This is a genomic window from Pseudomonas sp. THAF187a, assembly GCF_009363395.1.
Taxonomy (GTDB): Bacteria; Pseudomonadota; Gammaproteobacteria; order Pseudomonadales; family Pseudomonadaceae; genus Aquipseudomonas; species Aquipseudomonas khazarica.
Genome location: NZ_CP045349.1, coordinates 1,345,556 through 1,359,838, shown reverse-complemented (window position 1 = coordinate 1,359,838; position 14,283 = coordinate 1,345,556). Strand labels below are relative to the sequence as shown.

Below are 14,283 nucleotides of genomic sequence, written 5' to 3'. Positions count from 1 at the left end.
GGCGGGTTGTAGCCGCCCTACAACGGAGTCAGCAGCGTGCCGGTGTCGATATAAGCACGCAGGTTGTCCAGCACCAGGTCGGCCATCTGCTGGCGTGTCTCGACACTGGCACTGCCGACGTGCGGCAGCAGTACCACGTTGTCCAGCTCGCGCAGCGCCGCCGGCACCAGGGGTTCCTGCTCGTAGACGTCCAGACCGGCCCCGGCGATCACATTGTTCTGCAAGGCGTCGATCAGCGCCGGTTCGTCCACCACCGAACCACGCGCCACGTTGATCAGGAAACCATCGCTGCCCAGCGCCGCGAGCACCGCCGCGTCGATCAGGTGATGGGTCGCCTTGCCGCCGGGGCAGGTCAGCACCAGGAAGTCCGCCCAGCGCGCCAGCGCCAGCAGGTCCGGCTCATGCTGGTAGCTGCTGCCCGCGACCGGGCGCCGGTTGTGGTAGCGCACCGACATGGAGAAGCCCGACGCCCGCAAGGCCACCGCCTCGCCGATGCGCCCCATGCCGACGATGCCCAGACGCTTGCCACTGACCCGCCGCCCCAGCGGGAACGCCGCACCGTTCCAGGCACCGCTGCGGGTAAAACGGTCGGACTCGCTCAGGCGCCGGGCGCTGTCGAGCATCAGGCCAAAGGCCAGGTCGGCGACACAGTCGTTGAGCACATCCGGGGTGGTGCTGATGGCGATGCCGCGATCACGCAGCAGCTCCAGCGGATAGGGGTCGTAGCCAACGCCGAAACTGCTGATCGCCTCGAGATTGGGCAGCAGCGCCAGTTGCTCGGCGCTGCAACCGAAGCGCGCCGACGACACCAGGTAGCGAAACCGCTCGCCCTGCTCACGCAGGAAAGCCAGCGGATCGGCCTGCTGCCACAGGGCGCAGACCTCGTACCGCTCGGCCAGCTCACGATTGAAACGCTCGCTCAGCGGCGCGACTTGCAACACTCGAACCTTGCTCATGATGCCTCCTCTCTCGTCGGTCTGTGGACGCCGTCAGCGGCGTGGATATCGGTCGGGTTCACAACAGCTTGCCCGGGTTCATCAGCCCGGCGGGATCGAGTGCCTGCTTGATGCTGCGCATCAGCTCCAGTTCCAGCGGCGCCTTGTAGTGCTGCGCCGCCGCACGCTTGGATTGCCCCAGGCCATGCTCGGCACTGATGCTGCCGTCATCCTCCAGGGTCGAGTCATAGATCACCCGCATGATCGCCTCGGCCTGGGCCTTGAAGGGCGCATCGTCGCTGCCGGGCGGCTTGCTGATGTTGTAATGCAGGTTGCCGTCGCCGACGTGACCGTAGGCCACGACGCGCACGCCGGGAAAGGCCTGCTGCAGCGCCCGGTCGGTACGCGCGATGAAGTCGGGGATGCGGCTGACCGGCACGCTGATGTCGTGCTTGAGGCTCGGCCCCTCGTGGTTCTGCGCCTCGGAAATGCCTTCGCGCAGCGCCCACAGGGCCTCGACCTGGGCCTGGCTGCCGGCGACCACGGCGTCGAGCACCAGCGCCTGTTCGAAGGCTTCGCCCAGGCCCTGCTCCAGCAGGTCGTTCAACGCGGCATCGGGCTGGGTGTCGCTCAGCTCGATCAGGACGTACCAGGGATGCCCCTCGGCGAAGGGATCGCTGGCGCCCGCGACATGGCGCAGGACGAACTCCAGGCTTTGCCGCGACATCAGCTCGAAGCCGGTCAGGCGGTCGCCGCACAGCCCGCGCATCTGCCCGAGCAACGTCACGGCTGCCTGCGGACTGGGCAGGGCGACCCAGGCGGTGGTCAGGCTGCGCAGCGCCGGGAACAGCTTGAGCACGGCAGCCGTGATGATGCCGAGCGTGCCTTCGCTGCCGATGAACAGCTGCTTGAGGTCGTAGCCGGTGTTGTCCTTGCGCAGGCCGCGCAGGCCATCCCAGATGCGCCCGTCAGGCAGTACCACCTCCAGGCCGAGCGCCAGGTCGCGCATGTTGCCGTAGCGCAGCACGGCCGTGCCGCCGGCGTTGGTCGCCAGGTTGCCGCCGATCGTGCAGCTGCCTTCGGCGCCCAGCGACAGCGGGAACAGACGACCGACCTCGGCTGCCGCGTCCTGCAGCTGCTGCAGGATCACGCCGGCCTCGACGGTGATGGTGGCGTTGGCCACATCCACCTCGCGGATGCGCTTCAGACGGGTCAGCGACAGCACCATCTGCGCCCCCGACGCATCCGGAATCGAGCCGCCACACAGGCCGGTATTGCCGCCCTGCGGCACCAGCGCGACGCCGGCCTGCGCGCACAGGCGAACCGCCGCCGCGACCTCCTCGGTCGTGCCCGGGCGCAACACCGCCGCAGCCTGGCCACGGTAGGCGTTGCGCCAGTCGCTGAGGTAGCTCTGCATGCGCTCGGCATCGGTGATCAGGCCGGCCTCGCCCAGTGCGTCGCGCAGGGCCGGGAGCAGGTCTTCGGGAAGTCGTGTCATCTCAGGTCACCGGCGCCGGGTTGAAGAGCACCAGGTCATTGTGCAGGCGCAGGCGCTCGGCACAGGCCTGCTTGCGGCCACTGGCGATGTCCAGGTAGAGCTGGAAGATGTACCAGCCCATCTGTTCCAGGGTCATGCGTCCGGAGAGGATCTGCCCGGCGTCGACGTCGATCAGGTCGGGCCAGCGCTCGGCCAGCTGGGTGCGCGTGGCCACCTTGATCACCGGCACCATGGACAGCCCGTAGGGCGTGCCGCGCCCGGTGGTGAAGATATGCAGGTTCATCCCCGCCGCCAGTTGCAGCGTGCCGCAGATGAAGTCGCTGGCCGGCGTGGCGCAGAACCATAGGCCCTTGCCGCGAATGCGCTCGCCCGGCGCGACCACCCCGGCGATCGGGCTGTTGCCGGACTTGGCGATCGAGCCCATGGCCTTCTCGACGATGTTGTTCAGCCCGCCCTTCTTGTTGCCCGGCGTGGTGTTGGCGCTGCGGTCGGCCATGCCGCGCTGCAGGTAGCGGTCGTACCAGTCCATCTCGCGGATCAGCGCATCGGCCACCTCGACGCTGGCGGCACGCGGAGTGAGCAGATGGATACCGTCACGCACCTCGGTGTTCTCGCTGAACATCACCGTGGCGCCGGCGCGCACCAGCAGGTCGGCGGCCACACCGAGCGCCGGGTTGGCGGTGATGCCGGAGAAGGCGTCGCTGCCGCCGCACTGCATGCCCACCACCAGCTCGCTCGCGGGCACCGTTTCGCGGCGGCGCAGGTCGAGGACCTGCAGGCGCGCCTCGATCATGCCCATGATCTGCTCGACCATGCCGGCGAAGCCGCTGCCGGAGTCCTGCAGGCGGAACAGCCAGTCCTCCTCGTCCATGCCGTTGGTCAGCAGGTCGCCATCCATCAGCTGGCTGGCCTGCAGCTTCTCGCAGCCGAGGCTGATCACCAGCGCCTGGCCGGCGAAGTTGGGATTGCGGCTGATGTTGTACAGGGTGCGGATCGGCACCACGGCATCCGGCGCATTGATCGCCACGCCGCAGCCATAGCTGTGCGACAGCGCCACCACGTCATCGACGTTGGGGTACCTGGGCAGGAGTTCCCGGCGCACCCGCTCGACCACGTGATCGAGCACACCGACCACGCACTGCACGGTGGTGGTCACGCCAAGGATGTTACGGGTGCCGACGCTGCCGTCCGGGTTGCGGAAGCCCTCGAAGGTGTAGCCTTCCAGCGGCTCGCCGGGTACGGCCTTGATGGTCGCCTTGGGCAGATTGTCCAGCAGCGGCGGCTCGGGCATGCGCAGCACCTGCTCGGTAACCCAGCTGCCAGCGGCGATGGGCTCGAGGGCATAGCCGATGACCTCGCCGTAGCGCACCACCTCGCCGCCTTCGGCGATGTCCTGCAGCGCCACCTTGTGGCTCTGCGGAATGCCGCAGGTGGCCGTCAGGCCATCGTCGAAGCGGCCGCCGGCGGCCACACCCTGGTCGTTGACCACCACGCCGACGTTGTCGCTCGGGTGCAGGCGGATGTAACGGGGCGAATCCTGATGGGGAATCAACTGCATGGATGGGTTCTCCTGTTTTGCGCTCAGGCCGCCGCGCTGTGGCCATCGGCCGGCAGCTCGAGCCTGTGAATACGACCGACGATAAGGGTAAAGCCGACAACCGCGAGCAGGGCATTGGCGCCGACGTACAGCAGCGCGCCGTCGAACGAGCCGGTGAGGCTGACCAGGTAGCCGATGATGATCGGCGTGGTGATCGCCGCCAGGTTGCCGAAGGTGTTGAACAGCCCGCCGCACAGGCCGAGGATCTGCCGGGGCGCGGTGTCGGCGACCAGCGTCCAGCCCAGCGAGCCCAGGCCCTTGCCGAAGAAGGCCAGGGTCATCAGCGCCACCACCGCGGCGTCGCTCTCGACGAAGATGCACAGCACCAGGCTGCACGACAGGAGCAGGCCGAACACGCTGGGCAGCTTGCGCGCCAGGGTCAGCGAATGGCCACGGCGCAGCAGGCCGTCGGACAGCAGCCCGCCGAGCACGCCGCCGATGCAGCCACTGATGGCCGGCACCGCGGCGGCGAAGCCGGCACCGACGATGCTCATGCCGCGAGCCTGGATCAGGTACACCGGAAACCAGGTGAGGAAGAAATAGGTGATGGCGTTGTTGCAGTACTGCCCCAGGTAGATGCCGAGCAGGGTGCGCTGGGTCAGCAGCAGGCGCAGGTGACGCCACTGCGGGCCGCCGGCGCCACTGCGCTGGTCGAGGTCGACCAGCGCCCCGCCCTGCTCCAGCAGCTGCAGCTCCGCCGCGCCCAGCAGCGGATGCTCGCGCGGGACGTACAGGTTCTTCAGCCACAGCAGCGACAGCGCCAGGCCCAGGCAGCCGAGAATGATGAAGACGAATTGCCAGCCGAGGGCCTGCACCACCCAACCCATCAGCGGCGCGAACAGGGCCGTGGCGGCGTACTGCGCCGAACCGGCGATGGCCGTGGCGGTGGCGCGCTCGGCCGAAGGGAACCAGGACGCCGTGACCCGGGCGTTGCCCGGAAAGCACGGCGCGCCGGCGAACCCCACCAGCAGGCGCAGGAGGAACAGACTGCTGACGGCCCAGGTGGTCGGCAACCAGCCGACGAACCCCTGCAGCAGGGTCAGCAGCGACCAGGCGAACAGCGCCAGGGTGTAGACCGGCTTGGTGCCGAAACGGTCGAACAACCAGCCACCGGGAATCTGCCCGATCACATAGGCCCAGCCGAACGCCGAGAAGATATAGCCGAGGGCTACCGCATCGATACCCAGGCCGGCCTGCAGGGCAGTACCGGCAATGGACAGGCTGGAGCGGTCGGCAAAGGTGACCGTGGTCACCAGGAACAGCATCAGCAGGATGCGGTAACGCACCCGGCCGGATTGGGCGGCTTGCATCTGGACGACTCGCGGCAGGCTGGCAAAGCCCGGCCTCGGGGCCGGGCCTGCCGATTCAACGCACCAGGCAGGGCTTCTTGTTGTTGAAGCTCCAGCCCGGAATCAGGTACTGCATGGCGCTGGCGTCGTCGCGCGAGCCCAGGCCCCTGGCCTTGTACAGCTCGTGCGCCTGCGCCAGCGCATCCCAGTCCAGCTCCACGCCCAGGCCTGGGGCCTTCGGCACCTGTACCAGGCCACCTTCGATGCGCAGCGGGTTGCGCGTCAGGTGCTGGCCGTCCTGCCAGATCCAGTGGGTGTCGATGGCCGTGACGCGTCCCGGCGCCGCAGCGGCGACATGGGTAAACATGGCCAGGGAGATGTCGAAGTGGTTGTTGGAGTGCGAGCCCCAGGTCAGTCCCCAGTCGTTGCACATCTGCGCCACGCGCACGGAACCGGCCATGGTCCAGAAATGCGGGTCGGCCAGGGGGATGTCCACCGATTGCAGGGAGATGGTGTGGCCCATCTGCCGCCAGTCGGTGGCGATCATGTTGGTCGCGGTCGGCAGGCCGGTGGCGCGACGGAACTCGGCCATCACCTCCCGTCCGCTGTAGCCGTTCTCGGCGCCACAGGGGTCCTCGGCATAGGCCAGCACACCATGCAGGTCGCGGCACAGGGCAATGGCTTCGTCCAGCGACCAGCCGCCGTTGGGGTCGAGGGTCACACGCGCCTCCGGGAAGCGCGCCGCCAGGGCGCGAATCGCCTCGACCTCGGCCTCGCCATGGAGCACGCCGCCCTTGAGCTTGAAATCGTTGAAGCCATAGCGGGCGTGCGCGGCCTCGGCCTGACGGACGATGGTCTCCGGGGTCAGCGCGGTCTGGTTGCGCACACGGAACCATTCGTCATCGGCCTCGGCCTCGTCGCGGTAGCCGAGATCGGTCTTGCCCTTGTCGCCGACGAAGAACAGGTAGCCGAGCATCTCCACCGCGTCGCGCTGCTGGCCCTCGCCGAGCAGCGCCGCCACCGGCACGCCGAGGTGCTGGCCGAGCAGGTCGAGCAACGCCGACTCCAGCGCGGTGACCGCGTGGATGGTGATGCGCAGGTCGAAGGTCTGCAGGCCACGGCCACCGCTGTCGCGGTCGGCGAAGGCACGGCGCACCTGGTTGAGCAATGCGTTGTAGTTGCCGACCGGCTGGCCGACGAGCAGCGCGCGGGCGTCTTCGAGGGTCTTGCGAATGCCCTCGCCGCCGGGGACTTCGCCGACACCGAGGTGACCGGCGCTGTCCTTGAGAATGAGGATGTTGCGGGTGAAATACGGACCATGGGCACCGCTCAGGTTGAGCAGCATGCTGTCCTGACCGGCGACCGGTACGACTTGCAGCTCGGTGATCAGCGGGGTGCCGATGGCGGCAGGCGTCTGTGAATTCATCAAGGTTACCCTGTTGTTCTTATGGGGTTCGACGAACAGCGGGCCGTTGCCCCGTTCGAGGGGACAACGGCATGCGGGGGCCCTAGGGCACCCGTGGCGCTTACTGCGCGCCTTGCGCTTCGATCAGCTTGGCCAGCGCTTCGTATTCTTCCGGCAGCAGGTCGGTCAGCGGCGCACGCACCGGGCCGGCATCGTAGCCGACGATCTTGGCACCGGCCTTGACGATGCTCACGGCGTAACCGGCACGGCGGTTGCGGATATCCAGGTACGGCAGGAAGAAGTCATCGATCAGCTTGCCGACGGTGGCGTGGTCATCGGCGGCAATCGCCTTGTAGAAGGCCATCGCGGTTCTCGGGATGAAGTTGAACACCGCCGACGAATAGACCGGCACACCCAGGGCCTTGTAGGCAGCAGCATAGACTTCGGCTGTCGGCAGGCCGCCAAGATAGGTCAGGCGCTCGCCCAGGCGGCGACGGATCGACACCATCAGCTCGATGTCACCCAGGCCATCCTTGTAGCCGATCAGGTTCGGGCAGCGCTCGGCGACCTGCTCCAGCAGGCTGGCATTGAGGCGGCAGACGTTACGGTTGTAGACCACCACGCCGATGTTCACCGACTTGCACACCTGCTCGACATGAGCGGCGACGCCCTCCTGAGAAGCTTCGGTCAGGTAGTGCGGCAGCAGCAGCAGCCCCTTGGCGCCCAGGCGCTCGGCTTCCTGAGCCATCTGGATGGCCACGCGGGTCGGGCCACCCACGCCGGCGAGGATCGGCACGCTCTTCTCGCAGGTATCCACGGCCGTCTTGATCACGGCGCTGTACTCGCTCGGCGCCAGGGAAAAGAACTCGCCGGTGCCACCGGCAGCGAACAGGGCGGATGCACCGTAGGGTGCCAGCCACTCCAGGCGGCGCACGTAGCCCGCCTGATGGAAATCACCGGCAGCATCGAAGTCGGTCACGGGGAAAGACAGCAGACCGGAGGAGAGGATGGACTTAAGTTCTTGTGGATTCATTATGCGAACACCCTGTAAAGCGAGTTGTGAGGAATGACGTCAGCCGCAGCTGTAGAGATACGTTATCGTACAACAATAAAAAAAACACCAGTTTTTATACCCTCCGTTCGTCGCACATCCCGGTGCCATTTCCCTCATCCCCGGAAAAACCTGCCCTAGACGGCAAAGCCAGACGTAAACAGGTCCCGACCCATAGGTCAAGGCAGATGGCAACGCAATCATCGAGACGCATGAGGAGCGTTGACAGGCCAGGAACAGGCTGGTACTAATTTCACCAAGTCATACGACAACCTATGACATTCCAATAAAAACAAGCGAGGCCCAGGTCATGTCATCGACCGTCACTGCCGCTCACCTCCTCTGCGCCAGCGCCTGCGTTGCAGCCAGCGATTGCCCGCAGCGTACGCCCCAAGCCGGCTTCGCGGCCATCTTCGCCCCTGCTCTCACGCCTTGCAGCCCTGCGCCCCTGCCGGCCGCGCTGCTCGACTGAACCGCCCCCTTGCCATAGCGGCCGAGGGCCGCGCCCAGTTCGGAGCCCCTGCCAAGATGTACGAAGCCTCCTCCACCAGCACGCCACATGTCATCGAGATGCAGGTCATTCCTGTTGCCGGCCATGACAGCATGCTGCTCAACCTGTGCGGCGCTCACGCCCCCTACTTCACGCGCAACCTGGTGCTGCTCAGGGACAACGCAGGCCGTGTCGGTTGTGGTGAAGTCCCTGGCGGCGAAGGTATCCGCCAGGCGCTGGAGCGCTGCCGCGAGCTGGTGCTCGGCCAGCCGGTCGGGCGCTACAACCGCGTGCTCAATCGCCTGCGCCAGGCGATCGCCGGGCCGGGCAAAGGGCCGCAGACCACCCAGCACCAGGTCACCTCGGAATCCGAAGCACGGGTGCTGAAGCAGCCCCACGAAATCAACCTGCGCCTGGACAACGTGATCACCGCCGTCGAGGCGGCCCTGCTCGACCTGCTCGGCCAGCATCTCGACGTCCCCGTCGCCGAGCTGCTCGGCAGCGGCCAGCAGCGCGACCGCGTGCCGATGCTGGCGTACCTCTTCTACATAGGCGAGCGCCAGCGTACCGACCTGCCCTACCTCAGCGGCCAGGGTTCGAGCGATGACTGGTACCACCTGCGCCACCAGGCCGCGCTGACGCCCGAGGCGATCGCCCGCCTGGCCGAAGCCGCGCATGCCCGCTATGGCTTCAACGACTTCAAGCTCAAGGGCGGCGTGATGCACGGCGCCGAAGAGATGGACGCCATCCGCGCGATCAAGGCACGCTTCCCGGATGCGCGCGTGACCCTCGACCCCAATGGCGCCTGGTCGCTGGAGCAAGCCATCGCCCTGTGCCAGGGTCAGGGTCATGTGCTGGCCTATGCCGAAGACCCCTGCGGGCCGGAGAACGGTTACTCGGGCCGCGAAGTGATGGCCGAGTTCAAGCGCGCCACCGGCATTCCCACCGCCACCAACATGGTCGCCACCGACTGGCGCCAGATGGGCCACTCGCTGCGCCTCGAAGCCGTCGACATCCCGCTGGCCGACCCGCACTTCTGGACCATGCAGGGCGCCGTGCGCCTCGGCCAGGTGTGCGAGGAATTCGGCCTGACCTGGGGCTCGCACTCCAACAACCATTTCGACATTTCCCTGGCCATGTTCACCCATGCGGCAGCCGCCGTGCCGGGCCGCGTCACCGCCATCGACACGCACTGGATCTGGCAGGAAGGCAGCGAGCGCCTGACCCGTGAACCCTTGCAGATCGTCGCGGGTCAGGTGGAGGTCCCCGACAAGCCCGGCCTCGGCATCGAGCCGGACATGGAGCGGATCATGGCCGCCCACGAGCTTTACAAGAAAGTGGCCAATGGCGCGCGTGACGACGCCATGGCCATGCAGTACCTGGTTCCGGGTTGGCAATACGACCCGAAACGTCCCAGCCTCGGCCGCAACTGACTCAAGCGGCTTTCATCCACACCGGAGTATTCCAATGAAAAAAACATTCCGCGCCTCCCTCCTTTCTGCCCTGGTCGGCATCGGTGCCCTGGTCACCCACGCCGCGACGTTCGCCGATGAGGTCAACTGGCCGACTCGTCCGATCCAGGTGGTGGTCATCGCCAACCCCGGCGGCGACACCGACTTCAATGCCCGCACCATGGCCAAGTACTTCAACCAGATCACCGGCAAGACCATGGTCGTGACCAACGTCGCCGGTGGTGGTGGCACCCTGGCCGCCGAACAGGTCAAGGGCGCCGCAGCGGATGGCAACACCATTCTCTTCACCCACCCGGGCCAGCTGATCGTCAACGAAGTGGCCGGGCTCACCGAAGACAGCTACGAGACCTTCGACATCGCCTGCATCGCCGGCGTCGACAAGAGCACCGTGTTCGTCGCCTCCAAGCAGTCCGGCGTGACCAGCATGCAGGACCTGGTCGACAAGTCGAAAGCCAACCCCGGCAGCATCACCTACGGCACCGAGATGGGCAGCTTCTCGCACATCCAGGGCCTGATGCTGGAGAAACTGACCGGCGCCAAGCTGAAGATGGTCGACGGCGGCACCGTGTCCGACCGCGTGGTCGGTATGCTCGGCGGCCGCCTGGACATGGGCGCGATCACCTACGGTTCGGTGCAGGACTACGTCAAAGGAGGCCAGATGGTCGCCCTGGGCCAGCCCAACGCGGAGCGCAACGCCATGCTGGGCGAGGTGCCGACCCTCAAGGAGCAGGGCCTCGACATCACCATGGACAAGCCCTACGTGGTCGCCTTCCCGAAAGGCACCGATCCGGCCATCGTCAAGAAGATGTCCGACCTGATGAAGCAGATCACCGAAGTGCCCGCGTACGCCGAGGACCTGAAGAAGTTCAAACAGCCGGTATCCTACTTCGCCACCGAGGATGCGAAAGCGATCCTGGCCAAGACCCGCGAAGACTTCATGCAGTTCAAGGATGACCTGCGCAAGGCCAAGTAAGCCCTAACGCAACACCGGCCCGTGTCGATCCGGCCGGTGTTGCACCTCAGAACATCGAGGTACGCGATGAACACCCTGAACAAGAAAGAACTGCTCATTGGCGTCGCCATGCTCGGCGCCAGCCTGGCCTATCTGGTGATGGCCAAACAGCTGCCAGGCCATGAAGGTGTGGACGCCGCCACCGTTCCCACCCTCCTGGCCGGATTCCTGTCGCTGCTGGGCGTCATGCAACTGATCAGTGCCTTTTCCAGCAAACCCCGTGTGGCAGGCGAAACGCCAAGCCAGCCTGCGGGCAAGAACGAAGAGCCGGCACCCGGCATCATCGAACCGAAGACCGTCATCAAGACCCTGCTGCTGATCCTGGGCTACATCGCCCTGCTCGGCCCCGTGGGCTTTCCGCTGATGACCGTGGTCTACCTCTACCTGCAGTTCATCGTGCTGACTCCGGTGAACCAGAAGATTCGCCACCTGAGCTACCTGCTGATTGCCGTGGTCAGCTCCGCCGCCATTTTCCTGCTGTTCCGCGAGGCCTTCGATCTGATGCTGCCCGCTGGCCTGCTGAACAACTTCCTCTGAGGATCGACCATGCTCGAATTACTCCAGCAAGGCTTCGGTGCCGTCTTCTCCATCCATATCCTGATGCTGATGGCCGTTGGCGTGGCCATGGGCATCGTCTTCGGTGCCGTACCGGGGCTGTCCGCCACCATGGCGGTGGCGCTGTGCCTGCCGCTGACCTTCACCATGGGACCGCAGGCGGGCCTTTCGCTGCTGGTGGCGCTGTTCATCGGGGCGACCTCGGGCGGCCTGATCTCGGCAATCCTGCTGAAGATTCCCGGAACGCCCTCCTCCATCGCCACGGTGTTCGACGGCGGCCCGCTGATGGAGAAAGGCGAAGGGGTCAAGGCGCTCGGTGTCGGCATCGTCTTCTCCTTTCTCGGCACCATCTTCAGCATCGTCGCGCTGATGTTCATCGCGCCGCAGCTAGCCAAGGTGGCGCTGAGTTTCGGCCCGCACGAATACTTCGCCATCGCCGTGTTCTCCCTGACCCTGATCGCCACCCTGTCAGCCGGTTCCATGGTCAAGGGCCTGTTCGCCGGCGCCCTGGGGATCGCCGTCTCCACGGTCGGCATCGCCCCCGTGGAGGCCATCCGCCGCTTCACCTTCGGCATCAATGAACTCAACGGTGGCTTTTCCATGCTCACCGTGATGATCGGCATGTTCGCCGTGGCCGAGATCATCAAGCTTGCCGAGAGCGGTCGCCATGCGGTGCAGGGCAAGGCCAGGTCGGTGAGCATGAAGAACATCAAGGGCTTCGGCTTCTCGCTCAAGGAGTTCCGCGAGCAACTGCCCAACGCCGCCCGCTCCGGAGCGATCGGCCTGGGCATCGGCATCCTCCCCGGCATCGGCGCCGGCACCTCCAACCTGGTGTCCTACATCATCGCCAAGAAGCGCGCCAAGGATGGTGATACCTACGGCAAGGGCAACATCGGCGGCGTGGTGGCCAGCGAAACGGCCAACAATGCCGGGGTCGGTGGCGCCATGATGCCGCTGATGACCCTGGGCATCCCCGGCGACACCGTGACCGCGATCATGCTCGGCGGCTTCCTGATTCACGGCATCCAGCCCGGTCCGCTGCTGTTCATCAGCCAGGGGCCGCTGGTGTACACCATCTTCGCCGCGCTGATCGTCGCCACCTGCATGATGCTGTTCATGGAGTTCTACGGCCTGCGCCTGTTCATCAAGCTGCTCGACGTGCCCAAGCACATCCTCCTGCCGATCATCCTGGTGCTCTGCGTGGTCGGTGCCTTCGGCCTGTCCAGCCGCCTGTTCGACGTCTGGTCGATCCTGCTGTTCGGCCTGCTCGGCTACGGCTTCGTCAAGGCCGGCATGCCGGCGGCGCCGTTCATCATCGGCTTCATCCTCGGGCCGATGGCGGAGACCAACCTGCGCCGGGGCCTGATGCTGTCGGACGGCAACTTCGCCGACTTCTTCACCAACCCCATCGCCGGCACCTTCCTCGGCCTGGCCCTGGCATTCGTGCTCTGGCAGGTGTTCAGCGCGCTGCGCCCGAAGCCCAGCGCGATCAACGAGATCCTCCGCACCTGAGACGGGGCGTTGAACACAAGAGGCCGCACACGCGGCCTCTTTTTTGCCCTGCCTCGACGGCAGGCGGGGCGCCCTGCGCTCAGCTAGCCGGTACAGGTCGTATTGTTCGGGAACAGGCAGCATCGGATAATGCCGCCAGAGCACCAACGCTCCCAATCGAAGATATGGAAAGTCTGTTCGATGAACCGCATAAACCGCACCGCCCTTCTCGCCTCAACCCTGCTGCTGTCCTCCACCGCACACGCCAGTGATAGCGGACTGTCCGATACGCTCAAGGCATTCGCCAACTGTGATGCCAGCTTCTTCTCGAGCATTCAGGCCCACAGTAAAACCTGGGAGCAATACGTACCGATCGAGCGTGCAGGCGAGGTTGCCTGGATTGCAGTTGAAAACCGAGCCCGTCGCTCGGCGAACTCCGTCCCAGTGCGCCACACGCCGGAGGTCGCCGGTATAAAGCTACTGTCCTACTCGGACGAAAGCTCTGACCTCGGGACGATGGGCTACTACCTGTTCTGGGGTTTCATCGCAGAAGGCAGCGCGGAGGACGTCGCTCGACAGCTCGGCAAGCTGATGGATCACCCCGAACGCTTGCAATCACTTGGCCCGACCTACGTTCGCAGTGAAATCAAGGATGGCAATCGCTGGCAGATGATCCCGCCGATCCCCGGAGCCCCGGGCACCAAGCGCCTCGAGCGGGTGCTGCTGATTGAGCCGGTAACCGGGCAAAGCGCCCAAACCCGCATCAGTTGTTCCCTGCAGGGTGCCGTCGATGCCGCGACCCTCGCAGCGTTACGCCCGGACATTCCAGCGACTGACTACCCCCAGGAAGTGCCTGATACGTCCATGGACAGCGTGGCGTTACCGGAGGGCCTGACCAACGCGATTGACGCTCCTCTCCTGCAGCCGAAGTTCAAGTCGTTGCGCTATACGTACCGGTCACAGACAAATGGCAACCAAGCACCTTCTTCGGTATCGATAGCACTCGATGCCGAAGGATCGCTACTGAGAAAGAAAGAAACCTACAGCGAGACTTTTCATGTCGACCGTCTCGTCAAAGCGGACCTCGTCCAACTGAAGGCAAAGATGAACGGCATGGGAGTCAGCAACGTACTCGTGACCCAGACGCTGGAAGCTGCAATCCCTGCAAGCTGGAGCAGCGGTCAGGTCCTGAGCGCAAGAATGCACCATGAAAACGTTCCCCCAACCCCTCAGGACGAACCCGTGAACACCTTTCTGGAGTGCAAGGTAGGCGGACGCTTTCCTGCCCGCCAGGTATTCGAGTCGCTCTCCGGAGACGCCATCGAACTCGAGTGCAACCAAGGGAACTACCAAACCACCCGCGCCTTCATCGAGGATCTCGGTGTCGCCATGACACTGAAGTCGGTTTCGGATTCCAGCGAAAACGACTACACGATCACCTCACTGGAGCTGATCCGCTAGCAAATGCCAACGGCGTTGGTCAGCCAG

The 14,283-nt window shown here is 65.5% G+C and carries 11 protein-coding genes; 5 read left to right on the top strand and 6 right to left on the bottom strand.

The genetic code is table 11. The features are described 5' to 3' along the window. Window positions 1–17: 17 nt before the first annotated feature. From FIV02_RS06215 to kdgD, 6 genes are all read right to left on the bottom strand, one after another. Window positions 18–956: a 2-hydroxyacid dehydrogenase gene (locus FIV02_RS06215; protein WP_152488134.1), complete on the bottom strand. Its 939-nt coding sequence runs from the start codon at window positions 954–956 to the stop codon at window positions 18–20. A gap of 58 nt (window positions 957–1,014) precedes the next feature. Further along, entirely contained in the window at window positions 1,015–2,433 is a 1,419-nt protein-coding gene (locus FIV02_RS06210) for an FAD-binding oxidoreductase (protein ID WP_152488133.1), read from the bottom strand. 1 nt (window position 2,434) lies between these two features. Further along, window positions 2,435–3,991 (bottom strand): galactarate dehydratase, encoded by a 1,557-nt coding sequence (gene garD, locus FIV02_RS06205; RefSeq protein WP_152488132.1) that lies wholly within the window; start codon window positions 3,989–3,991, stop codon window positions 2,435–2,437. Window positions 3,992–4,014: 23 nt separating this feature from the next. Continuing rightward, window positions 4,015–5,340 carry an MFS transporter gene (locus tag FIV02_RS06200; RefSeq protein ID WP_152488131.1) on the bottom strand — a complete coding sequence of 442 codons (1,326 nt, stop codon included), beginning with the start codon at window positions 5,338–5,340 and terminating at the stop codon, window positions 4,015–4,017. 55 nt (window positions 5,341–5,395) lie between these two features. Then, window positions 5,396–6,745: a glucarate dehydratase gene (gudD, locus tag FIV02_RS06195; RefSeq protein ID WP_152488130.1), complete on the bottom strand. Its 1,350-nt coding sequence runs from the start codon at window positions 6,743–6,745 to the stop codon at window positions 5,396–5,398. A 100-nt stretch (window positions 6,746–6,845) separates the two neighbouring features. Next, the gene (gene kdgD / locus FIV02_RS06190; RefSeq protein WP_152488129.1) at window positions 6,846–7,757 is read right to left on the bottom strand and encodes a 5-dehydro-4-deoxyglucarate dehydratase; all 912 of its coding nucleotides are present in this window, start codon (window positions 7,755–7,757) and stop codon (window positions 6,846–6,848) included. Window positions 7,758–8,303: 546 nt separating this feature from the next. On the opposite strand from kdgD, the gene FIV02_RS06185 reads away from it, so the two are divergent. From FIV02_RS06185 to FIV02_RS06165, 5 genes are all read left to right on the top strand, one after another. Beyond that, window positions 8,304–9,698: an enolase C-terminal domain-like protein gene (locus FIV02_RS06185; RefSeq protein WP_152488128.1), complete on the top strand. Its 1,395-nt coding sequence runs from the start codon at window positions 8,304–8,306 to the stop codon at window positions 9,696–9,698. 34 nt (window positions 9,699–9,732) lie between these two features. Beyond that, window positions 9,733–10,710, top strand: a complete 978-nt coding sequence (locus FIV02_RS06180; RefSeq protein WP_037047135.1) for a tripartite tricarboxylate transporter substrate binding protein — start codon at window positions 9,733–9,735, stop codon at window positions 10,708–10,710. Between the two features lie 66 nt (window positions 10,711–10,776). Further along, window positions 10,777–11,286: a tripartite tricarboxylate transporter TctB family protein gene (locus FIV02_RS06175; RefSeq protein WP_134677295.1), complete on the top strand. Its 510-nt coding sequence runs from the start codon at window positions 10,777–10,779 to the stop codon at window positions 11,284–11,286. Window positions 11,287–11,295: 9 nt separating this feature from the next. Beyond that, complete coding sequence (locus FIV02_RS06170) at window positions 11,296–12,816, top strand: tripartite tricarboxylate transporter permease (RefSeq protein ID WP_047588753.1); 1,521 nt, start codon at window positions 11,296–11,298, stop codon at window positions 12,814–12,816. Between the two features lie 180 nt (window positions 12,817–12,996). Further along, complete coding sequence (locus FIV02_RS06165) at window positions 12,997–14,256, top strand: hypothetical protein (RefSeq protein WP_152488127.1); 1,260 nt, start codon at window positions 12,997–12,999, stop codon at window positions 14,254–14,256. Window positions 14,257–14,283: the final 27 nt, after the last annotated feature.

Excerpts from the sequence above, each read along its gene's own strand:
- FIV02_RS06215 (WP_152488134.1), bottom strand. The coding sequence starts at position 956 with ATGAGCAAGGTTCGAGTGTTGCAAGTCGCGCCGCTGAGCGAGCGTTTC.
- FIV02_RS06210 (WP_152488133.1), bottom strand. The coding sequence starts at position 2,433 with ATGACACGACTTCCCGAAGACCTGCTCCCGGCCCTGCGCGACGCACTG.
- garD (WP_152488132.1), bottom strand. The coding sequence starts at position 3,991 with ATGCAGTTGATTCCCCATCAGGATTCGCCCCGTTACATCCGCCTGCAC.
- FIV02_RS06200 (WP_152488131.1), bottom strand. The coding sequence starts at position 5,340 with ATGCAAGCCGCCCAATCCGGCCGGGTGCGTTACCGCATCCTGCTGATG.
- gudD (WP_152488130.1), bottom strand. The coding sequence starts at position 6,745 with ATGAATTCACAGACGCCTGCCGCCATCGGCACCCCGCTGATCACCGAG.
- kdgD (WP_152488129.1), bottom strand. The coding sequence starts at position 7,757 with ATGAATCCACAAGAACTTAAGTCCATCCTCTCCTCCGGTCTGCTGTCT.
- FIV02_RS06185 (WP_152488128.1), top strand. The coding sequence starts at position 8,304 with ATGTACGAAGCCTCCTCCACCAGCACGCCACATGTCATCGAGATGCAG.
- FIV02_RS06180 (WP_037047135.1), top strand. The coding sequence starts at position 9,733 with ATGAAAAAAACATTCCGCGCCTCCCTCCTTTCTGCCCTGGTCGGCATC.
- FIV02_RS06175 (WP_134677295.1), top strand. The coding sequence starts at position 10,777 with ATGAACACCCTGAACAAGAAAGAACTGCTCATTGGCGTCGCCATGCTC.
- FIV02_RS06170 (WP_047588753.1), top strand. The coding sequence starts at position 11,296 with ATGCTCGAATTACTCCAGCAAGGCTTCGGTGCCGTCTTCTCCATCCAT.
- FIV02_RS06165 (WP_152488127.1), top strand. The coding sequence starts at position 12,997 with ATGAACCGCATAAACCGCACCGCCCTTCTCGCCTCAACCCTGCTGCTG.